Origin of the sequence: Anaerococcus vaginalis ATCC 51170 (assembly GCF_000163295.1) — a bacterium.
Lineage (GTDB): Bacteria > Bacillota > Clostridia > Tissierellales > Peptoniphilaceae > Anaerococcus > Anaerococcus vaginalis.
Window position 1 is genome coordinate 1,239,730 of sequence record NZ_GG700527.1, and the last position, 20,828, is coordinate 1,260,557.

At 29.3% G+C, this 20,828-nt stretch carries 18 protein-coding genes and 1 other annotated feature (1 of these 19 running past the window's edge); of the genes, 2 read left to right on the forward strand and 16 right to left on the reverse strand.

Annotation, left to right across the window (positions count from 1 at the left end; genetic code table 11):
• Positions 1–33: a binding site (T-box leader), on the forward strand; it begins 177 nt to the left of the window's first position.
• 158 nt (positions 34–191) lie between these two features.
• From HMPREF0078_RS05935 to hcp, 7 genes are all read right to left on the reverse strand, one after another.
• Positions 192–3,770 (reverse strand): coiled-coil domain-containing protein, encoded by a 3,579-nt coding sequence (locus HMPREF0078_RS05935; RefSeq protein ID WP_004839225.1) that lies wholly within the window; start codon positions 3,768–3,770, stop codon positions 192–194.
• 108 nt (positions 3,771–3,878) lie between these two features.
• Positions 3,879–4,526, reverse strand: a complete 648-nt coding sequence (locus HMPREF0078_RS05940) for a Crp/Fnr family transcriptional regulator (protein WP_004839226.1) — start codon at positions 4,524–4,526, stop codon at positions 3,879–3,881.
• Positions 4,527–4,609: 83 nt separating this feature from the next.
• The gene (locus HMPREF0078_RS05945) at positions 4,610–4,864 is read right to left on the reverse strand and encodes a DUF3343 domain-containing protein (RefSeq protein ID WP_004839227.1); all 255 of its coding nucleotides are present in this window, start codon (positions 4,862–4,864) and stop codon (positions 4,610–4,612) included.
• A complete protein-coding gene (locus HMPREF0078_RS05950; protein WP_039920570.1) occupies positions 4,864–6,138 on the reverse strand; it encodes a double-cubane-cluster-containing anaerobic reductase in 1,275 nt (424 codons plus the stop codon). Before HMPREF0078_RS05950 ends, HMPREF0078_RS05945 begins: the two co-directional genes overlap by 1 nt.
• A gap of 1 nt (position 6,139) precedes the next feature.
• The gene (locus tag HMPREF0078_RS05955) at positions 6,140–6,877 is read right to left on the reverse strand and encodes a hypothetical protein (RefSeq protein WP_004839229.1); all 738 of its coding nucleotides are present in this window, start codon (positions 6,875–6,877) and stop codon (positions 6,140–6,142) included.
• Positions 6,874–7,623 carry an acyl-CoA dehydratase activase gene (locus tag HMPREF0078_RS05960; protein ID WP_004839230.1) on the reverse strand — a complete coding sequence of 250 codons (750 nt, stop codon included), beginning with the start codon at positions 7,621–7,623 and terminating at the stop codon, positions 6,874–6,876. Before HMPREF0078_RS05960 ends, HMPREF0078_RS05955 begins: the two co-directional genes overlap by 4 nt.
• Before the next feature lie 169 nt (positions 7,624–7,792).
• The gene (gene hcp / locus HMPREF0078_RS05965; protein ID WP_004839231.1) at positions 7,793–9,409 is read right to left on the reverse strand and encodes a hydroxylamine reductase; all 1,617 of its coding nucleotides are present in this window, start codon (positions 9,407–9,409) and stop codon (positions 7,793–7,795) included.
• A 186-nt stretch (positions 9,410–9,595) separates the two neighbouring features.
• On the opposite strand from hcp, the gene HMPREF0078_RS05970 reads away from it, so the two are divergent.
• Both HMPREF0078_RS05970 and ald read left to right on the forward strand, forming a co-directional pair.
• On the forward strand, positions 9,596–10,411 hold the full coding sequence (locus HMPREF0078_RS05970) for a Cof-type HAD-IIB family hydrolase (RefSeq protein WP_019118420.1): 816 nt from the start codon (positions 9,596–9,598) through the stop codon (positions 10,409–10,411).
• A 73-nt stretch (positions 10,412–10,484) separates the two neighbouring features.
• The gene (gene ald / locus HMPREF0078_RS05975) at positions 10,485–11,597 is read left to right on the forward strand and encodes an alanine dehydrogenase (protein WP_004839233.1); all 1,113 of its coding nucleotides are present in this window, start codon (positions 10,485–10,487) and stop codon (positions 11,595–11,597) included.
• 38 nt (positions 11,598–11,635) lie between these two features.
• On the opposite strand, the gene HMPREF0078_RS05980 is transcribed toward ald, so the two are convergent.
• The 9 genes from HMPREF0078_RS05980 to HMPREF0078_RS06020 all read right to left on the reverse strand — a co-directional run bounded on the left by HMPREF0078_RS05980 (position 11,636) and on the right by HMPREF0078_RS06020 (position 20,813).
• Complete coding sequence (locus HMPREF0078_RS05980; RefSeq protein ID WP_039920571.1) at positions 11,636–11,980, reverse strand: SdpI family protein; 345 nt, start codon at positions 11,978–11,980, stop codon at positions 11,636–11,638.
• Positions 11,981–12,197: 217 nt separating this feature from the next.
• Positions 12,198–13,118, reverse strand: a complete 921-nt coding sequence (locus HMPREF0078_RS05985) for a nucleotidyltransferase family protein (protein WP_004839235.1) — start codon at positions 13,116–13,118, stop codon at positions 12,198–12,200.
• 2 nt (positions 13,119–13,120) lie between these two features.
• On the reverse strand, positions 13,121–14,146 hold the full coding sequence (gene galE / locus HMPREF0078_RS05990; RefSeq protein ID WP_004839236.1) for a UDP-glucose 4-epimerase GalE: 1,026 nt from the start codon (positions 14,144–14,146) through the stop codon (positions 13,121–13,123).
• Between the two features lie 11 nt (positions 14,147–14,157).
• Positions 14,158–15,258 (reverse strand): ABC transporter ATP-binding protein, encoded by a 1,101-nt coding sequence (locus HMPREF0078_RS05995; protein WP_004839237.1) that lies wholly within the window; start codon positions 15,256–15,258, stop codon positions 14,158–14,160.
• Positions 15,259–15,269: 11 nt separating this feature from the next.
• A complete protein-coding gene (locus HMPREF0078_RS06000) occupies positions 15,270–15,449 on the reverse strand; it encodes a DUF6903 family protein (protein WP_004839238.1) in 180 nt (59 codons plus the stop codon).
• Between the two features lie 2 nt (positions 15,450–15,451).
• Positions 15,452–17,611, reverse strand: coding sequence for a 1,3-beta-galactosyl-N-acetylhexosamine phosphorylase (gnpA, locus tag HMPREF0078_RS06005; RefSeq protein WP_004839239.1), 2,160 nt, complete (start codon positions 17,609–17,611; stop codon positions 15,452–15,454).
• Positions 17,608–18,462: a carbohydrate ABC transporter permease gene (locus HMPREF0078_RS06010; RefSeq protein ID WP_004839240.1), complete on the reverse strand. Its 855-nt coding sequence runs from the start codon at positions 18,460–18,462 to the stop codon at positions 17,608–17,610. The genes gnpA and HMPREF0078_RS06010 overlap by 4 nt, the downstream gene beginning before the upstream one ends.
• A 9-nt stretch (positions 18,463–18,471) precedes the next feature.
• On the reverse strand, positions 18,472–19,362 hold the full coding sequence (locus HMPREF0078_RS06015; protein ID WP_004839241.1) for a carbohydrate ABC transporter permease: 891 nt from the start codon (positions 19,360–19,362) through the stop codon (positions 18,472–18,474).
• A gap of 53 nt (positions 19,363–19,415) precedes the next feature.
• On the reverse strand, positions 19,416–20,813 hold the full coding sequence (locus HMPREF0078_RS06020) for a carbohydrate ABC transporter substrate-binding protein (RefSeq protein ID WP_004839242.1): 1,398 nt from the start codon (positions 20,811–20,813) through the stop codon (positions 19,416–19,418).
• Positions 20,814–20,828 lie beyond the last annotated feature (15 nt).

Here is a 20,828-nt window from a genome sequence, read left to right on the forward strand (position 1 = left end):
TTAGGGTGGCAACACGTTTATATCGTCCCTTTATCGGGGCGTTTTTTTTATAGAAAAATATTAAATTTTTTTTAAAAAAAAATTCAATCGACTACAGATTACATAAATAAATATAAACTGTTATAAACGCTTAATTTACCTAAAATATATATAAATAAAAAATAAAACTACCAGTTTTTTTGCTGGTAGTTTTATTTTTTCAATTTTTTATTTCTTTTTCTTAATAAAGCATACAATAATCCGCTTAGTGAGCTTGTTAGAATTATGGATATTTTATTTCCCACTCCTGTTTTTGGATTATTTGTTGATGGACTTTCGATTTTTATTTTGCTTTGATTATCCTTTGTTTTTATTTTTTGTTTAGGTCTTTGTACTTTTTCTTTGGTTTCTTTTAATTCTTGCCAATAAGCTTTTAAATTAATATTATCTTCTAAATAAATTTCAGAATTTGGATAATAAATTTTATCTCCATTTTTCCAATACAAAAATTTAAATCCTTTTTTCATTGGTTTTGGTAGTTTATATTTTGTATTTCTTTGTCCTTTTATTAATACATTTCCCAAAACTCCATTTAAATCTCCTCCATCAAGATCAAGATTTATATTTACAGCCATAAATCTCTCCAAATCTTTTTGGGCAAAATTGAAATCTGCAAGAGCCATTGCGTATCTTTTTTTAGCCTCGTCAAATTCATCTTTTAATTTATTTGTTTTTTCTTTTTGTCTATCAAGATTTTCTTTTGCCTTATCCAAAGCAATTTGAGCATTTTCTTTTGCCTTTACCTTTTTATTTATTTCTTCAATATTTTCATAACTTTGTGGATTATTTAAATCTATATTTTGAGCAATTTCAAAATCAGCCTCAGCCTTTGCTAAATTTTCATTTTTCAATTTTAAATTATTTTCGGCATCTTCTTTTGATTTTTTTAAATCTTCAAAAACTTTTTTCATAGCTTTTACTTTTCTTTTTGCCCTAGCTAGATTTTCTTTTGCCGTAGAATAACTTTCAAATTCTTGATTTTTTTGTTCTAATAATTCATTTGCTAATTTTAATTCTTCGCTAGCCTCTGCAAGAGCCTTTGCCGCTTCATCTTTTTTATCTTTTAAATCACTTATATTTTTATTTGTATTTTCTATATTATCATTTAGCTTATTAGTTTCTTCATTTAATTTATTTATTTCTTCATTTTTAGAATTTTCTTCTGATTTTTTGTTTTCTAATTCTTTTTCTTTAGCTTTCAAATTATTTTCTAAAGTTTTTCTTTTCTCATTTAAGTTTAAAATTTGATTTTGAAGATTATTTTTTTCTTCTTCTGCTTTTGTTTTTGTATCTTCTAGTGTTTTTATTTCCTTATTTTTATCATCAAGTTCTTTATTTGTACTAGCTAAATCATTTTCTAATTTTTTTAATTTTTCTCCGTATTCCTTATTAGAATCTATGTGATTTGCAATTTCATTATCAAGCTCATTAATTTCTGCTGTTAAATTATTTATTTCACTTTCTAAGGCTATCTTTTCTTCTTCTAATTTTTGAATTTCCTCTTTATTTGCTTCAAGTTTATTAATTCTTTCTTGATTTTCATTTTTCTTATTTTCTAGATTTTGATTTATAGCTTGTAGGTCTTCCTTTTCTTTTTCAAGCTCAGAATTTTTAGCTGCAATTTGTTTTTCTAAAGCATCAATTTCTTTTTTTAGCTGTTCAATTTTTGCCAAATCTTCTTTGCTAGGAGTTTTTATTCCATTCATTAAATTTTGAAGATTTGTGCAATAATCGTTGAATTTTTTTTCGTATTCTTCTATAGAATGAGCTTCATTATCTTTAGTATAATTTAATTGAAGAGATTGAACGTATCCAAACATTCCTGGTCTTATAGCATATCCAGATGTATTAGAATCTCCAAATTTAAATTGTCCCCACATTAAATCATCTACTAGATTTGTATAGTGTCCTACTTGTTGAAAATCTTTTGATATTCCTGTATCTTTAAATATTTCGTCGCTGTGTAAAGCTATATAGTTTCCCATTTCTTCTCTACTTTTACAGCCTTTTTTTCTCAAATAATCAAATAAAATTTTTTCTTGATCCCACCAGCCTTGAATTGCTGCTTGTCCTTTGTCAGATCCTCCCCATGATAAATTTTCAAAAGGTGGTTTATGAATTCCTGCATGTTCGATTTTATTAGCTGAATAATTCGCATTTGCTTGGGCAACTGCCATATCAAAATCGCTGATTTTTAGAACACTTAATTTTCTTCCATCAATTCCACCATCAGTTTGTCTTTTTTCATTAACAACTTTTAAAGCCTCAATAGCTTTTTTCATATTTTCAAGACTTCTAGAATCATCAGATGACATATTTTTATTTGCATTCAAATACTCTTGACCAATTTCTTTAGCCCTTTGATTGTTTGGAAGTTTTGTAAATACATCAAGAGCTTTTTGTGATTTGTTTTGTTCAAAAAATCCTACAGAGCCTTTGTCCCATTGCTCTTTTGCTTTTTGTTTTTCTTCTTCGCTTACAGTCTTCAAAGAATCTTCCAATTTTTTTAGTTCTTCTTTTTTGCTGTTAAGATTTTTTTCAAGCTCTGTTTTTTCGGCAGTTTTTTCCTTAATAGAATTTTCTTTTTCAGTTTTGTTAGCATTAAGATTTTCTATATTTTTCTTTTCTTCATCTATTGTTTTTTGTAAATTTTCATTTTCTTTGGAAAGATTTCCTATCTTAGTACCGTCTTCATTCAGCTTATTTTCTTTTTCAGTTTTGCTTTCTTCTTTTTGTGATTTTTCCTTATTTAAATCATCAAGTTTTTTGCTAAATTCTTCATTTTCTTTTTTTAGATTTTCTATATCTTTTTGAAGTTTTGACATTTTATCTTCAATAGATTTTTTATCTGATTTTGTTGCTTCAAGATTTGCTTCTATTTCTTTAAGTTCTTGCTCTTTTTCTCCTAACTTACTTTGTAAATCTTTGTAGCTTTGGCTATCTTCGCTTACTTCGCCAATAGATTTTTCTATCTTATCTATTTCGTTTGATATTTTATTTTCTTCATCTTTTATCTTGGCCAATTCTTCATTTGCTGTATCAAGCTTATTTTGCAAATTTTCTTGTTCTTTTTTAAGTGAACTTAGTTTTTCTTCTTCTTGCTTTAGACTTTCACTTTTTTCATCCAAATCTTTTTGAGCTTGATCTTGTTTTTCCTCTGCCTCTTTTTTCTTATTTTCGGCATCTTTTAAACTTTCTTCAGCATTTGGATTTTTTTCTTTTTCTTTTTCAAAGTCAGCATTGGCATTCTTTTCTTCTTCATCTGCCTTATCAAGATCTTCCTTTGCCTTATTTGATTTTTCTTCTTTTTCTTTTAAATCTTTTTCGGCTTTTTCTTTTTCATTTTTTACACTTTCTAAATCTTTTTCTTTTTGAGATTTATAATCTTCTACTGTTGAATCTAAATCTTCTTTTGCCTTTTTATTTTCTTCTTCCAAATTTTTATTTTCTTTTTCAAGATTTTTTTCTTCTTCTTTGGAATTTTCATAATCTTTTTGGCTTTGCTCTAGATTTTTTTCTTCTTTATCGAGATTGTCTTTTGCCTTATCGTAATTTTCTTTTGCTTGTTCGTAAGTTTTTGCCTTTGTATCTTTTTCAGTAGAAGGATTTTCGATGGTTGCAGGATCATTATAAACGTTATCATCAGCTATAGCTTTATTTGCTCCATTAATTATAAATGTGCTTGAAAGAGCCATTATCAAAGCTATTTTTTGTATATTTTTCTTTTTCATTTTACTTGCGATAAAATCGCAGACCTCCTTTTAAAATATTTTAATTTCTTTTATTATTATATCAGATTACAGCAACAAAATAAAATATTTTGTATAAAAATAAACTTTTTACAATAAATTTTTCAACAAGTCCTTGTCCAAAATATAAATTTCTCTTCCTTTTATTTTTATTATATTTTCATCTGCCATATTTGATAATTCTCTTGAAAGGGATGGTCTTGTTGTTGCTAGAAAATCTGCTAGTTCTTCTCTCGTTTGGTCTAAAATAATTTTGCCATCATTTTCTTCTATCAATAAATAATTTCCTATTTTTTGTCTTAGGGTAAATTGATTTGTTATTTGATTTTTTTGACTTAAAACAAGACATTTTTTGCTAATTAAATCTATATAATTTATCAAAAATGATTTTGGCATAGTTTCATTAATTAAATTTCTAAATTCTTTTATCACTATTAATTTTGATTTTTTTTGAACATAGGCTGAAAAATCGTAAGGCTCTTTTAGGTAAGCATAAACTTCTCCAAAAATTGCTTTTTGATTAAATGTTTGAATTATAGATCTTTTGCCATTTGAATCGAATTTTGCGACTAGAATTGAACCTTCTATTAAAAAATATAAATCTTCTTTTATTTCGCCTTGATTAAAAATATATGAATCTTTTTCATAAATTTTTTCTTCAATTTTTATTTTTTCTTGTAAAATTTTTAAATCTTTTTCTGATAAATTTTTAAAAATTGGTATTTGTCTTAAATTCATTTTCCACCTCTACTAAAATTATATCTTTTATTAATTTTTTTCAAATTAAAAAGCGATGAAGTTTTTTCTTCATCGCTTTTTGCTTATAAAAATTTATTTCTTTTTGTATTAAAATCTACATTTGATTCAAAAATTTCATCAATTTTTATCTTATTTTCTTTCGCCAATGGCTCAATTTTTTCTAAATCTTCCTTATTGTATAGATAAACTGATACTCCACAAGGATGGCTAGCCTGTCTTGGTGTTGGCGCAAGGGTTGCTTTTATTTTTTCTTTTCTTAAAATTTCTAAAAGCTCTGTCGCAATCATTGCATTTTCTACTAAAATAAAATATTTCATTAGTCAAGCATTTCTATAAATGCACCAATTCTTGTTTTTAATTGTTCTGCATCTTCGTCTGTGTAGTCTGTTTCTATTCCAATGCAAGGAATATTTTCTTCTTTTAATCTTTTTTCTACAAAATATCCTTCTGTATCGTAAATATTACAGAATTTAAGGTTGATGTCGATTACTCCGTCGGCATTGTATTCGTGATAAAGTCTTATAATATCGTCAATTCTTGATGTGTTTGGTGTAAAGCAAGCGCAATTTATACTTCCCAAATATCTTTGTGCAAGATTTTTAACTTCTGTATCCAAATCGCCCTTTGTTTCGTCTACTGGATTTTCTATATATCTAATTCCTGTACACAATTCTTCGCCAACAACTGCTCCACCGTTTGTTTCGATTATTTGATGAAGTTTCCAGTTTGGAATTGAAAGTGGAGTTCCTGTAAGAAGAATTCTTTTTGTTCCTTTTTTAAATACAGATACATTTTCTTTAACTCTTTTGTCAAGTTCATCGCATAGTTCATTTACTTTTTGTGTAAATCTTACTGGATCATCGAAAAATGAAATTTGTGTAATTAAAAGTGTATCTCTTCCTGAAATTGGCACATTATCTAATTTTCTAAAATCGTATAGTCTTTGCATTGCACGTCTTTTGTTATTTATCATTACAATTGCATCGTGCAAACTTTCTGCTGTTACTTTATTTCCTGTTAATTCTTCTAATTTATCAATATATAATTTGATTTCTTTTTCCCATTTTTGGAAATCTTCGTCCCTTTTCATTTGTGGAATATCCATTATATACATTGGGGCATCTTCTGCCAAAATTTCCCAAGCTTTTTTCTTGCCATCGCAAGTTGTTTCTCCAACAAATAAATCTGCTATTCTAAAAAATGGACAAGTTCTATCAAATCTTGCGCCAAGTGATGCTTTTATCAAAGGGCAAGTTGCTGTTGGCAATTTTTTCTCTCCACCTGGAACCCAAAATTGTGATCCTGAGCAAAGTCCTGTAGAAATTCCATTTGCTGCCCAAACAACTTCTTCTGGAACGTGGATACAAAAACTTCCTATAACTTTTTGTCCATTTTTTTGAGCCTCAATCAATTCAGCAGGTCTTACTCCGTGAATGTCTGCTGTAACTGCATTAAAATAATCCATTTTTTCTGGTCTGTTTTCTTGTGATAAAAAAACATCCCCAAAAGCTTGTGGTAAAACTTCGCACAACAAATCGTGCTTATCAAGATCCATACTCAAATCGTCCCACATTTTATGATTTTTATCCATTTTATATCTCCTCATAAGTTAAAATTTTTTCTGCCTCATAGATACAATTTTTGAAAGCAAAGTCTGGGTTTTTTGATTTACTTATTTTATAATTCTCACAAATATTTTTATCAATAATATCACTTACTGCAAATGGACAAGTTGCTTTTATAATTTTTCTTTTTATGTTTTTCTTTTTATATTCGGATTTTATATCCAATAAAAATGAAATCCTATCATCTAAGTTTTTAATAAATCTTATGTAAAATTCTAATTTATAAAGCAAAGTCCCACTAATATCACTTTCTTGTAAATCTCTTAATATCTGATTAATTTTTTCGATTTTTTTAAGACTTTCAAAATATATTTTTTCATCAAAATTTCTATCTTCCAATTTTTCAAGATAATCTTTTAGTTCATTTTCGAAAACCACATCTTTGTCCGTATTTTTTTCCAAATACTCATTAAATTTCTTGCAATAATCATCAAGAACAAAAAATTTTGAAGAATATATCAAGGGGCATTTTTTGGTTTTTAGATAGGCAATTGTTGAATTAATTGGATCACATACATTTTCTAATTTGTAGTAATCAAATACATAACTATCAAGCCCAATAATTGGGTAAACAATAAAACCATAAGAGATTAAGAGAGCATCAAACTTATCTGAAAAAACTCCAACTACATTGTCATTTTCCATTTTTGCATAAATTGCATCCACATAGGCTTCTCTTCTCAAATCTTCTAGTTTTATCTTCATAAAATAGCAGCTCCAATCGCTCCCGCAAATCTGCCATCGGGATGGCTTTTAACACTACTGTTAAGTTTTTCTTCCAAAGCTTTCATTATGTATTCATTATTTGAAAAACCACCAGTAAGAAAATATCCATCAGTATCAGATTTTTTTTGAGCAAGTTTTGAAACTTTTGAAACAATAGAATTTATAACCCCGCTTGCAATATCTTCTCTTTTTGTTCCTTTGCCCATCAAAGAAACAACTTCAGATTCTGCAAAAACTGTGCAAGTTGAAGAAAGTTCTATGTCCTTGCCTTTCTTTGCCATTTGAAAAAATTCTTTCAAATCAAGACCAAGCCTATTTGCCATAACTTCCAAAAATTTCCCAGTTCCAGCCGAACATTTATCATTCATCAAAAAATCCACAACCCTATCTTCGTTTTGGACAATTATTTTTGTATCTTGTCCGCCAATGTCGATTATAGTTCTATCTTTTGATCCCAAAAAATGTGCGCCCTTGCCGTGGGCAGTAATTTCTGTAATAATTTTATCAGCAAAATCTACGGCAATTCTACCATAACCTGTAGCTGTGATATGACTTTCTTTTCTTTCATATCCCAAATCTTCTAGCTTTTTGATTATTTTTCTGCCAGTTTCTTTGCTATTCCATCCGCTGCTTATAACTTCTTTATAAAGTATTTCATTTTTTTCATTATTTAGGACAACATACTTACTAGCAGTTGATCCAATATCTATACCAATATAATACATATTACCTCTCTAAATTATATTAACATAAATGAAAACTTTTTCCAAATTTGATTTAAAAAATTTTCCAAAATATTTAATTAAATTTTAATTTCAAAATAAAAAATTCCCCAAAAAAATTTTTAAATTTTGGGGAAATATTTTTAAACGTATATAAATTTATTTTTTCTTTTTATGCAGTAATTATTTCCAAATCTTTTTCTACATTTGTAATTGGCGAAATATTAAAATTTTCTACCAAGAAATTCACAACTGTTTCTGACAAAAATGCTGGGAGAGTTGGTCCAAGATGAATATTTTTTACTCCTAGACTTAACAAAGCCAATAACACTATTACAGCTTTTTGCTCATACCATGCTATATTAAATTCAAGTGGCAAATCATTTACTGATTCAAGTCCAAAGGCATCTTGTAATAACAAAGCAGTTTTTACCAAAGAATATGAATCATTACATTGACCAGCATCCAAAACTCTTGGAATTCCATTTATATCTCCAAGATTTAATTTGTTGTATCTGTATTTTGCACAGCCTGCTGTCAAAATAACATAATCTTCTGGCAATTTTTCAGCAAATTCTGTGTAATATGATCTGCCCTTGTGTCTTCCATCACAGCCTGCCATTACAACAAATTTTTTAATATTTCCAGCCTTAATTTCTTTTACTACATCTTCTGCAAGTGCTTCAACTTGATTGTGAGCAAAGCCTCCAACAATTTTTGTATTTTCTAAATTTTCTGGAGCCTTGCAAGATTTTGCCATCTCAATAATTTGAGAGAAATCTTTTTTGCCATTTTCATCCGCTTCTATGTGTTTTGCACCAGGGTATCCTGCATTTCCTGTTGTAAATAACCTATCAAGATAGTCATTATCTTTTTTAAGTGGAACTATACAATTTGTTGTCATCAAAATTGGTCCATTGAATTTTTGGAATTCTTCATTTTGGCTCCACCAAGAATTTCCATAATTTCCATGGAAGTGGTCATATTTTTTGAATTTTGGATAATAATTTGCTGGAAGCATTTCTGAGTGAGTGTAAATATCTACACCAGAATCTTTGCTTTGCTCAAGTAACATTTCCATATCATTAAGGTCATGACCTGAAATTAAAATCGCAGGATTATCTCCAGCAGAAAAATCAACTTCTGTAATTTCTGGATTTCCAAATTTTTCTGTGTTTGCCTTATCCAAAAGCTCCATTGCCATAAGACCATGTTTTCCAGTTTCCATGGTTAAATCAATTAAATCATTAATATCTTTATCATCTTTTAAAGTTTTTTCCAAAGTTTTGGCAATAAATTTATCAACTTCTTCATTTCTATAACCTAATACATTTGCGTGATGGTTATAAGCTGCCATTCCTTTTAAGCCATAAGTTACAAGTTCAACCAAAGACCTTTCATCTTCATTTATTATATTTAAAACACCAACTTCAATAGCTTTTCTTTTTAGCTCATCCCTATCATCACTTGTATACTTTGCCGCATCAGATAAATTTTCAAGTTTATTTTCTTTTATCAATTTATCCTTAGCCTTTATAGTTTCTTCTACCTTGTCTAAAATATCTTCCTCATCAAAATTTGCATTTGTAATTGTTACAAACATATTATTTGAAATTAAATCATAATATTTAGAATCAACTTCTCCAATTTTATTTACAACCTCACTAAGTCCTTTTGTAACATAAATTAATAAATCTTGGCTATTTGCAGTATTTTCATTTTTCCCACAAACACCAACCTTCGTACAGCCCTTGTTGCCAGCCGTTTCTTGACATTGAAAACAAAACATAATAAAATCCTTTCTTTTTTTTATCTTTCTTACATTCTTATAATACAAAATAAAAAATATTTAATCGGTAACTTATGTTACAAGAACAAAATTTTTTAAATCAAATCTCATTTTAAAATAAAATTTATTTTTTGAATAAATTGCTATCTCTATTATAATTAGACTATGAAAAGAAAAGGAGTAATTATGAAAAAAATTATTGCAGTTGATATAGATGGTACTTTGTTAAATTCGAAAAGACAGATTACTGAAAAAACTAAAAATGCTTTGATTAAGGCGCAAGAGCTTGGTCATATTGTTGTTATTGCATCTGGGCGTGATCCTCTTGGGGTTTATCCTTTTGCGGATATTTTGGAATTTGAAAAATATGGTGGGCTTATTTCTAATTTTAATGGTGGAAGAATTACTAATTATAAAACAAAGGATGTGATTATTAATCATCCTATGGATTTTGACCTTGCAAAAGAAATTTTGCAATTTAGCGAAAAAAATCTTTTTATGCACTATATTATTTACACTGAGGATAAAATTATTACAAGCTCTTCTAAAACTTACAAGCTTGAGGAAATTTGTCAAAAAGCCTTTACTCATTATGAAGTAATTGATGATTTGGCTTATAGTTTGGATTTTGCTCCTAATAAAATTTTATTTTCTCAAGATCCTAACTTGATTGATGATGATGCAAAAAAATTGATGGATAAATTTTCTAACAAAACCACTCAGGTAAAATCTACTCCTTATTTTTATGAAATTATGCCAAAGGGAATTGGCAAGGGAGAAAGTCTTGTTGAAATCGCTAAATATTTTGATATGGATATGAAAGATGTGATTGCTTTTGGCGATGAGGAGAACGATCAAACCATGATTGAGATGGCAGGCCTTGGTGTGGTTATGGAAAATGGCGCTAATTTTATGAAAGAAAAAGCTGATTTTATTACAAAATCAAATGATGATGATGGAATTGCTTACTATTTGGAAAAATTTGTTTTTAATGAAAAATAATTAAAATTTTTGATTTTTTATTTGATTTGGGTATATTTTAATTGAGATATTTCGAAATATATAAGGAGGAAATATGATAATAGGAATACCAAAAGAGATTAAGGACCAAGAATCTAGAGTTGCAACTGTGCCTGGCGCTGTTGCGGAATTAGTTAAAGCTGGTCATGAAGTTTTAATTGAAAATAATGCTGGTTTAAATTCTGGTATTACAAATAAAGATTATGAAGATGTTGGCGCAAAAATTGTCGATTCAGCAAAAGATGTTTGGGAAAAATCTGATATTGTTTACAAGGTAAAAGAGCCTTTAAAAGAAGAATATAAATATTTAAGAGAAGGTTTGATTTTATATACTTATCTCCACCTTGCAAGTAATGAAGAATTAACAAAAGAATTAGTCGATAAAAAAGTTACAGGCATAGCTTATGAAACTTTAAAACTTGATAACAAATTACCACTTCTAGCTCCTATGAGTGAAATTGCTGGAAGAATGGCGGTTCAAGAAGGTGCAAGATATTTAACAAAGCCTGAAGGCGGAAGAGGAATTTTACTTCAAGGAGTTCCAGGAGTAAGACCTGCTCACGTTGTAATTGTAGGAGCTGGTACTGTTGGAGCTGGTGCTGTAAGAATTGCTGTAGGAATGGGCGCAAGAGTTACAGTTTTGGATGTAAATATTGACGCTTTGAGCAGATTACAAGATATTTTCCCAGATAAAATAGAAACACTCTATTCAAATCCTATAAATATTGAAGATTCTGTTAAAGATGCAGATTTAGTAATATCCACAGTTTTAATTCCAGGAAGACGTGCTCCTCAACTTATCAAAGAAGATATGGTAAAACAAATGAAAGATGGCTCAGTAATAGTTGACGTTGCAATCGACCAAGGTGGTTCAACAGATATTACAAAAGGACATCCAACAAGCCACACCGATCCAGTTTTTGTAAAACACGGAGTAATTCATTATGCTGTTGCTAATATTCCAGGAGCAGTTGCTATGACATCAACTTATGCCCTATCAAACGCAACAACAAAATATGTAAAAACAATAGCAAATCTTGGACTAAAAAATGCCTGCGAAAAATCTCCAGAAATAATTTCTGCAGTTAATACTTACGATGGATATGTTACAAACGAAGGAATAGCAGAAGATAACGGCTACGAATATAAAGAATTAAATATAAAATAAAAATCAAATAGGGACTGTTTGAAAATGAAATAATCATTTCAAACACTCCCTTTCTTATTCACAAAATATAATTTTATTTCACTAAGCACACTAATCAAAATCAAAAAAACAATTTGGATTCCAACTAAAATCAAAACAATTTTATCATTCAAATCATATTTGTAAAAAACAAACAAGGTAATAACCATACTAATTATCCCAAAAATCAAAGACAATTTGCTAGCATAAAGATTTCCAATTTCCCAATTTTTTTCATTTTTCATAGAAAGCCTAGTTCTAAAACCAGACCACTTAGAAATTTTTTTATAAGCCTTGTTCTTTAAGAAAAAATACATAAAAAAGAAAGAAATAGGAATAATCAAACATACAAAAAATAAAAACATACCACCCTCCAAGTTTTATCATTTTACTTATACCCAAACTTTTAAAATATTCTTAATTATTGCTGATTTTTTACTTAAAATTTAAAAATATTTTATTAGTTCTTAATAAATTATTTTTTCACGTGATTTTTATTTGATAATCCCATATAATCAAAAAAATTGCCCTCTTTACTGATTTTAGTCAGTTAAGAGGGTTCATTTTAAAATTTTTTCTTTATTATTTTTCCCAAATATTATCTGGGTATAATCCTTGGTCGAACATTTTTTGGAAGGATTTTTTTGCTGGAACTAGGTCTTCTTTGTAAGTTATTCCTATCCACTTGTCATTTGTTGGAAGAATTGTTACATCTGCTTTATTTTCTTTTATTAGCTCTCCTATCATTTCTGGAAGAACGTATTCGCATGAATCTAAATTTTCTTTATTTTTTTCTAGATATTTTATAAAATAATCTTCGCTCATATCAATAAATTCTGGGAATGATGCCCAAAGGTTCATTGATACTGTTGTTTCTAGATTAAGTATATCGCTATCGAGATTTTCTTTGCTTGATATTTTTCCATCTTTTTCTAATTTTATTTCGTGAGTTTCTATTATGTCTACTAGTTTATTTTCTTCGTTTCCTATAGATACTCCTCTTGTAACGGCCCCCTTGTCTGATAGGGTGTTTTTTAATTTATATCCTGCCATAGCTATTTGTAGCTTGTCGTCGATTTTTTTATCGCTTGTTACAAGAAATTCGTGTAAGGAATTAAACACGCCTTTTCCATAATAATCGTCTGCGTTTATTATTAAAAATGGTTCTTTTACTATATTTTTTGTAGATAGTAAAGCATCAACTGTTCCCCATGGTTTTTTTCTGTCTTTTGGACTTTCAAATCCTTTTGGCAAATCCATATCTTGGTAAGCATATTCTACTTCTACTATTTTTTCAATTCTATTTCCAATTATTTCTTTAAAGTCTTCTTCTATATCTTTTCTAATTATAAAAACAACCTTATTAAATCCAGCTTTTATTGCATCATAAATTGAATAATCTATTATGGTATAACCGTTGTCATCCATTTTTGCAAGCTGTTTTATTCCTTGTCCATATCTTGAGCCAATTCCTGCAGCAAGAACTACTAGTGTTGTATTCATTATTACTCCTTTTCTTCATAACCGTTAGGATTTTGTGATTGCCATCTCCATGAATCCTCGCACATCTCATCAATGCCTTTTTCTGCTTTCCATCCTAATACTTCATAAGCTTTGCTTGCATCTGCAAAACATTTTGCAATATCGCCTTCTCGTCTTTCTACAATTTTATAGGAAATTTTCTTACCACATGCTTTTTCAAATGCTTTTAAAACTTCAAGGACAGAATATCCATTGCCTGTTGCAAGATTTATAATCGAAACACCTTCTAGCTTATCAATTTTGTCTACAGAAAGCACATGGCCTTTTGCAAGATCTACTACATGAATGTAATCTCTAACTCCTGTTCCATCAACTGTATCATAATCATCTCCAAAAACTCTCAAATAGTCAAGTTTTCCTACAGCAACTTGAGCGATATATGGTAAAAGATTGTTTGGAATTCCTTGTGGATCTTCTCCAATTTTTCCTGATTCATGTGCTCCTATCGGATTAAAATATCTCAAAAGAACAACTTTCCATTCGGGATCTGATTTTTGTAAATCTGTCATAATTTGTTCCATCATGGATTTAGTCCAACCATACGGATTTGTGCAAATTCCTTTTGGAAAATCTTCAGTAATTGGAACTTTTTCTGGATCCCCATAAACTGTTGCTGATGATGAAAATATTATATTTTTGCAAGAATATTTTCTCATAATCTTTAATAAGGATAAGGTTCCACTTATATTGTTATGATAATATTCTAGAGGTTTTTTCACTGATTCTCCTACAGCTTTCAAAGCTGCGCAGTGGATTACTACATCTATATTTTCTTTTTCAAAAACTTCGCTTAATTTTTTTTCATCAAGTATATCAGCTTCATAAAAAATTATATTTTTGCCAGTAATTTCCTCTACTCTTTTTACAGAAATTTTTGATGAGTTTGTTAAATTATCATATACTATAACCTTATAATTTTTATTTAATAATTCAACTGCTACATGGCTTCCAATATAACCTGCTCCACCGGTTATCAATACATTTTTCATTTAGAATCTCCTTATAGAAGAATATTTTTTTGACTTTCTTTATCAAAGAAATGCATTTTTTCTTCGTCTAGGTATATTTTTATTTCCTTATTCTTTTCCAATAAATTTTCAACGCTCAAAGCGCAAGTAATTTTTTCTTCTTTGCACTTAATATATGCATATTGTTGGGCTCCTAATAATTCTACAAAATCAACTTTTCCTATTAATGTTGAATTAGTTTTTCTAAATCCATCATATATATGCTCAGGTCTAATTCCACAAACAATATCTTTTGATAAATAACCTAAATCTTGAAGTTTTAATGCTTTTTCTTGACTAATATGGAATTTTACATTTTCATTTTCCATATAATAATCGTCATCTTCTTTTATTATTTTACCACTTATTAAATTCATTTGTGGAGAACCAATGAAAGTTGCTACAAATAGATTTTCTGGTTTTGAATAAACGTTTATAGGAGTATCTACTTGTTGGATTACTCCGTTATTCATAATAACAATTCTATCTGCCATAGTCATTGCTTCTGTTTGATCGTGGGTTACATATATAAATGTTGTTGCAAGTTGCTCGTGAAGTTTTGATATTTCTGCTCTAGTTTGCACTCTAAGTTTTGCATCCAAGTTACTAAGAGGCTCGTCCATCAAAAATACTTGAGGATTTCTTACAATCGCACGACCTAAGGCAACTCTTTGTCTTTGACCACCAGAAAGAGCTGCAGGCTTTCTATCAAGATATTGTTCTAGTCCCAAAACTTCTGCTGCTGCTTTTACTTTTTTATTTATATCTTCTTTTGGAACTTTTGCAATTTTTAAAGCGTAGCTCATATTATCTTTTACAGTCATTTGTGGATAAAGAGCATAATTTTGAAATACCATTGCTATATCTCTATCTTTTGGTTCAATATCATTTACTAACCTATCTCCAATATATAGCTTTCCTTTTGATATTTCTTCAAGTCCTGCAACCATTCTAAGAGTTGTAGATTTTCCACAACCAGATGGCCCAACAAAAACAATAAACTCTTCATCTTTTATTTCTAAATTAAAGTCATTTACAGCAGTAAATTTATTATCATATATTTTATAAATATGCTCGAATTTTAATCCAGCCATATCAAACCTCCTTAAACATGTCTTCTATTATATAAAAACAAAACTAAAAGCATAAGCGCTAGTGAAACAAATTGAATTAAAAGTGGACCATAGCCTGCTTTTCTATGTCCTACAAATTGCAAAATAACTCCAAGAACAAATATTATAAAAAGTACAATATTATTTAATTTTTCTTTTTTGTAATAATCCATATTTACTCCTCAAACCAGATAATTTCGCCTGCATCAATTTCTATTTCGTGCGCATTTTTATCTCCATCATAAACAATAGATTTTACTTTTTCATTTGAATTGTTTATTACACAATATTTAGAAATTTCAGGATAAGCAGTTACTTCTAGCCTAATGTCTTTAGCAAAATATTTTTCTAAAATATCTTCCTTGTGAGAAACATAGTGAATAGCTCTTTTTAATAATCTTGTATTTTCTAAACTATAGGAAAGGCCCATAGCATAAAAACTTCTTCCTTTTCCATAATCATTTGCTGCCATATAGACTTCATTATTTTCATATTTTAAAATTTGAGTCTTTTCATTTATTGCATAAACATTTGGTTTTTCTTCCCCATATTTATATTCTTTTAAATCTTTAGTTATAAAATGATCTTTGGTTTCTTGTGTAAAATATCTATCAAATCCTTGTGAAAATCCTTTTTCAACATCAACTCCCAATACATCTGCAAGTTGGAAAAATCTTCCTTGATGTTGGTAAGCACTTGGATCTCCTATTCCAATAAAGCCTCCGCCTTCATAAACAAATTTTCTAATATTTGCAAGAACTTCTGGATCTAAGAAATTTTCTCCACCAGAAAATGCAGTATAAGCATCTCCAGCATTAATTATTACATCAATGTCCTTATCAATTCCTTTTTTTACATCTTCGAAATTAATAAATTTAACATCCATATCCATACCAGAAAGTGCTTCAATTATTCCACTGTATGAATAAGCTAATTTAAACCATTTTCCATGAGCTACAACATAAGCTCCCCAAGTTCTTATAGATCCCCAAGAATTTAAAATTGCAACTTTACAAGCCTTGTAAGGTTTTGCCTTTGATGAAATATCATAAATTTCTCTAAATTCATCTGCAACTTTTGTTATATAATCTATAAATTTTGGAAATTTGTAAGCAAGAGATAAGTATCCGCCATATCCAATCCTATCAAGAGGATTTCTCAATAAAGCACGTCTTGCCTTTACCCAATTATCTTTTGCTTCAATTGATGGGTCATTTCCTTCATAAAATTCATCTGGGAAAAAGTATGGTAAAAATCTACCCTCTGTCATAGGAACATCTATGTCTGAAATTATTCTTAAAGTTGATCCATCTCCGACTGAGCCAACCACTCCATCAAGTCCTATATTTTTAAAATATTTTCCATAAGGCTCTGTTCCAATCCAATGATCTCCCAAAAACATTATTGCTTTTTTGCCATATTTATGAACAAGATCAACTAATTTTTTTGCCTTATTAGAAACAAATCTTTGTTGAAAATCAATGTAATCTAAATATTTTTTGCTTGGTATTCTGTAATTACTATTATAAAAACCTTGGTCAACAAAATCTTCACTTGTTAATCTATAACCATATTCTTTTTCAAAGGCAATCATAGCCTCTGGGGAAACACTGTTTGAATAGCCAAACCAATCTACATATTTTTCCTTAGCATCTTCATTAAAGAAAAGTGAAAATTGATAGAAGAATGTTGTAAATCTTACTACATTTGTTTTTGGATTTTCTTGTAACCATTTTTCTAAATTTTTTTCTACAAATTCACTAGATTTTTCATATCTAACATCAAAAGGAATATGATGAGCAACTTCATCTCCCCAATCATTTGTTATGTGATTGTACATTTGAACTGGATCCCAAATTCCATAAGCCAAAAAGTTTACTGTATAAACATGATAAGGAATTGTTTTTACACTGACTATATCTTTTTCTTTATCAATTTCCCAATTTGAAGGATCAACAACTTCGCCTGTGCTTCTATCATAAACTTGCCACCATTTTTTTGGATCATAATCATAATCAGCTATTAATTGTTTTTTGTAATAGCCTTTTAGAAAATCTATTTTTGTAATATCGCTAGTTGCTGTTACAAAATCACTTATCAAGAAAAATCTTGATCTTTCAAAAGGAACAGTTTCTGCAAATTCGTTGTGACCACGAGTTGGAAAGAAGTTTGTATATATATCAACTCCTTCTATATCTTTAATCTCATCTGGAAGATATGTTCCATCAGAATCTCTTATTGCATCTGCTCCAAGCTTTTCAATCATCTCGCAAGTTTCATCATAAAAATTAGCTTCACTTGGAAGAGTCAATCTTCCTCTTTTTTTATCTATCATCCCTTATCTCCTCCTACCATCATTCCTTCAGTAAGTTGTTTTTGAACTAAAATATAAATTATTAATGTTGGTATCATTACAATTACTAGACCTGCGTAAAGTCTTCCATAATTTGCTGCTCCTCTTGCTGCTTGTTGAAGATTTATTAATCCAACTGGCAAGGTTCTTTTTGATGGATCAGTCATAAGAGTTAGGGCTAAAATATATTCATTCCAAAAACTCAAAAAATTAAACAAAATAACTGTAATAACTGCTGGTCTTGCCATAGGTATCATTATGTCCATCATAGTTCTATAATAACCAGCCCCATCAATATAAGCTGCCTCTTCATAAGATTTAGAAATTGATGAGAAAAAGTTTGTCAAAAGATAAACTGTAAATGGAACTGCTGTTGACGCATATATTAATGCAAGGACAAATCTATTATTTAATAAAGCTAATGGAATAGATTTTGAAACATCTCTTAACATTAAAAATATTGGTATAACGATGTATGACAAGTTTATAAATAAACCTGCTTTTATATATGAAGTTACGAATCTTCTTCCTTTAAATTGCATTCTTGCTAAAATATATGAAAATGGAAGTGATATAAGCAAAAGCAAAGCCAAAGCAATTGCTGTAACTATCAAAGAATTTAAAAAATAATCTCCCATATTAGCAGCGGCCCATGCATCTTTAAAGTTATTTAAGTAAAAACTCATAGGCAAGGCCCAAGGGTTGCCATAAAATTCTGGATTTGTTTTTATTGATGCCATAAAAACCCAAAAAACTGGGACTAAAATTGATAAGGCAAAAATAACCAAACACAAATAAATAAATATATTAAAAAGTTTTGATTTTTTCTTCATTTTTTTCTCCTAGTATTGCATGATATCTCTTTTTGTCAATCTATGAATTATTGCTGAAAGAATAAAAGAGAATAAGAACACGACAACACCAATAGCAAGTCCATAACCAAAAGATGAATTGGTGTAGGCTTGTTCATATTGATAATTTAATAGGGTAAGACTTGCACCATCAGGTCCTCCGCCTGTCAAAGCTTTTATAATTTGGAAAGCTATGTTGATATTTGAAATTACATAAAATGTTAATGTAGTTCTAATTGTTTGCCATGTAAGTGGTAAGGTAATATCAAAAAATTGACGAATTTTTCCAGCTCCATCGAGGTTTGCTGCCTCATATAAATGTTCAGGAATTTGACTCATAGTTGACATATACATTACCATATAATATCCAATTGCTTGCCAAATCATTGCAAAGCCAATTGAATAAACAACATACATCCTATCTCCTAAAAAAGGAACGTTTGTATGATTACTATTAAATAATCTCATAAATCCATTTATAAGACCTTGATCCATTCCATAAATTGCTGCAAAAATTGATGCAATAACTGCTATAGAAAGGATGTTTGGTATATAAAATATAATCCTAAAGAAATTTTGGCCTGCTATTTTTTCTCTTGATAAAATTGATGCGAAAATAATTGCCAAAAACATAGTCACAATTGTAACTATTACTATTAAAAATATTGTATTTTGAAAATACCTAATAAAATTACTATCAGAAAATAATAATTTAAAATTAGCTAGACCAACAAAAGTTTTATTTCCAGATAAGCCCCCCGTTTTAAACAAAGACTCATAAAATACATTTATGGTAGGATAGACCATAAAGATAGTATAAAGTATCAATGAAGGTAATAATCCTAAGGCTATAAATCGTTTTTTATCCTTACTATTTTTCATATTAACTCCTTATAAAAATTTAAGGCGGAATAGACCGCCTTAATTATTTTCAATTACTTTTCAGCTTTTACAGCTTCTGATATTTTTTGTGCTGCAGATACTACATCTTTTTGCCAATCTTTTACAGATTTATCTTTATTTGCTACTGAGTTTATAGCATCAAATAATTCTTTTGACATATCTACACCTTCAACTGCTGGAGCTGCTGCCCATCCACCTAGAGCTGCTTTTACATCATCGCCATAGATTGAATAGAATAATTTTTGATTTTCATCTGTTATCATATTTTCAACATCGTTGATTGGTTGAACTGCTCCACCGTTTTCTATAAATGCTTTTGCTGCTTCGTCTGAATACAAGTAAGCAAGAAATTCTTTAGCAAGTTCTGGTTCTTTTGCAGTTTGTGTTATAAATATTTGTTCAAACCAAGAATATGCATATCTTTCGCCGTCTTTCATTGAAGGAAGTGGCATAAAGCCCCATTCAAATCCATCAGCAACGCCTTTTGCATCTTTCATTTCTTCAACTACCCAAGTTCCGTTTGGCATAAATAATGCTTCGTTTTTCATAACTTGTAGTTGGTTTTGTGTAAATGATTCGTTGTTAGCTTGAGCTACTGTATTTGGATTTAAGTATTCCAAAATTTTTCCTACTGTTTCAAAATATGGTGTAGCTTCATTTTCCCAAGCTTTTGCATCGTAGTTCATCAACTTATCAAATAATTCATTTCCACCAATGTTGTAGAACATTGCAAATGAGAATGTGTCAAAATATCCTGTTGTAGGATATGTAAATAATGAAATTTTATCTTTTTTAGCTTCTTCACCAAGTGCTAAGAATTCATCCATTGTTTTTGGAAGTTCATATTTTCCGCCACCATCTTTAAACATTGCTTTGTTATACCAAAGTCCTGTTGGTGAATAGAATAATGGAGCAAGATATGTTTTACCGTCGCCGTAAGGATTTGTTACAGCAGTATCTGTAAATCCTGGAATTATTTTTTCTCCTACAGTTTTTTCTTCTCCTGGAACTTTTTTGTCCAAAACATCGCTTATATCCATAAGCATTTTTTCTTTAATCATTGTTTCTGTAAGACCTGATTCTTGTCCAATATTATTATAAATTACGTCAGGAGCATTTCCTGCTTGGATTTCTGGTCTTATTACTTCGTGAATATTTTTTTCAAATTTTGCTTCTACTTTTGCGCCTGTCTTTTTTTCAAAGTTAGCTATAACTTTTTTCCAGCCCTTTGTTCCATATCCGCCGTCAAGACCTGCTAGTGTTAATGTCTTACCTTCGAAAGCCTTTTCAGAATTATCTGAACTTTTTTCAGTTTCTGAAGACTTGTTTGACGCTGCATTGTTACTACTATCGTTTGCTTTGTTATTGCCACAAGATGTAAGTGCAAATACTGCTAACAATGCCACCAAAGTTGTTTTCCATTTTTTCATATTTTCCTCCTCGTA

What these genes read in the sequence shown, in the direction of transcription:
- HMPREF0078_RS05935 (WP_004839225.1), bottom strand. Translation starts at nt 3,770, where the DNA reads ATGAAAAAGAAAAATATACAAAAAATAGCTTTGATAATGGCTCTTTCA.
- HMPREF0078_RS05940 (WP_004839226.1), bottom strand. Translation starts at nt 4,526, where the DNA reads ATGAATTTAAGACAAATACCAATTTTTAAAAATTTATCAGAAAAAGAT.
- HMPREF0078_RS05945 (WP_004839227.1), bottom strand. Translation starts at nt 4,864, where the DNA reads ATGAAATATTTTATTTTAGTAGAAAATGCAATGATTGCGACAGAGCTT.
- HMPREF0078_RS05950 (WP_039920570.1), bottom strand. Translation starts at nt 6,138, where the DNA reads ATGGATAAAAATCATAAAATGTGGGACGATTTGAGTATGGATCTTGAT.
- HMPREF0078_RS05955 (WP_004839229.1), bottom strand. Translation starts at nt 6,877, where the DNA reads ATGAAGATAAAACTAGAAGATTTGAGAAGAGAAGCCTATGTGGATGCA.
- HMPREF0078_RS05960 (WP_004839230.1), bottom strand. Translation starts at nt 7,623, where the DNA reads ATGTATTATATTGGTATAGATATTGGATCAACTGCTAGTAAGTATGTT.
- hcp (WP_004839231.1), bottom strand. Translation starts at nt 9,409, where the DNA reads ATGTTTTGTTTTCAATGTCAAGAAACGGCTGGCAACAAGGGCTGTACG.
- HMPREF0078_RS05970 (WP_019118420.1), top strand. Translation starts at nt 9,596, where the DNA reads ATGAAAAAAATTATTGCAGTTGATATAGATGGTACTTTGTTAAATTCG.
- ald (WP_004839233.1), top strand. Translation starts at nt 10,485, where the DNA reads ATGATAATAGGAATACCAAAAGAGATTAAGGACCAAGAATCTAGAGTT.
- HMPREF0078_RS05980 (WP_039920571.1), bottom strand. Translation starts at nt 11,980, where the DNA reads ATGTTTTTATTTTTTGTATGTTTGATTATTCCTATTTCTTTCTTTTTT.
- HMPREF0078_RS05985 (WP_004839235.1), bottom strand. Translation starts at nt 13,118, where the DNA reads ATGAATACAACACTAGTAGTTCTTGCTGCAGGAATTGGCTCAAGATAT.
- galE (WP_004839236.1), bottom strand. Translation starts at nt 14,146, where the DNA reads ATGAAAAATGTATTGATAACCGGTGGAGCAGGTTATATTGGAAGCCAT.
- HMPREF0078_RS05995 (WP_004839237.1), bottom strand. Translation starts at nt 15,258, where the DNA reads ATGGCTGGATTAAAATTCGAGCATATTTATAAAATATATGATAATAAA.
- HMPREF0078_RS06000 (WP_004839238.1), bottom strand. Translation starts at nt 15,449, where the DNA reads ATGGATTATTACAAAAAAGAAAAATTAAATAATATTGTACTTTTTATA.
- gnpA (WP_004839239.1), bottom strand. Translation starts at nt 17,611, where the DNA reads ATGATAGATAAAAAAAGAGGAAGATTGACTCTTCCAAGTGAAGCTAAT.
- HMPREF0078_RS06010 (WP_004839240.1), bottom strand. Translation starts at nt 18,462, where the DNA reads ATGAAGAAAAAATCAAAACTTTTTAATATATTTATTTATTTGTGTTTG.
- HMPREF0078_RS06015 (WP_004839241.1), bottom strand. Translation starts at nt 19,362, where the DNA reads ATGAAAAATAGTAAGGATAAAAAACGATTTATAGCCTTAGGATTATTA.
- HMPREF0078_RS06020 (WP_004839242.1), bottom strand. Translation starts at nt 20,813, where the DNA reads ATGAAAAAATGGAAAACAACTTTGGTGGCATTGTTAGCAGTATTTGCA.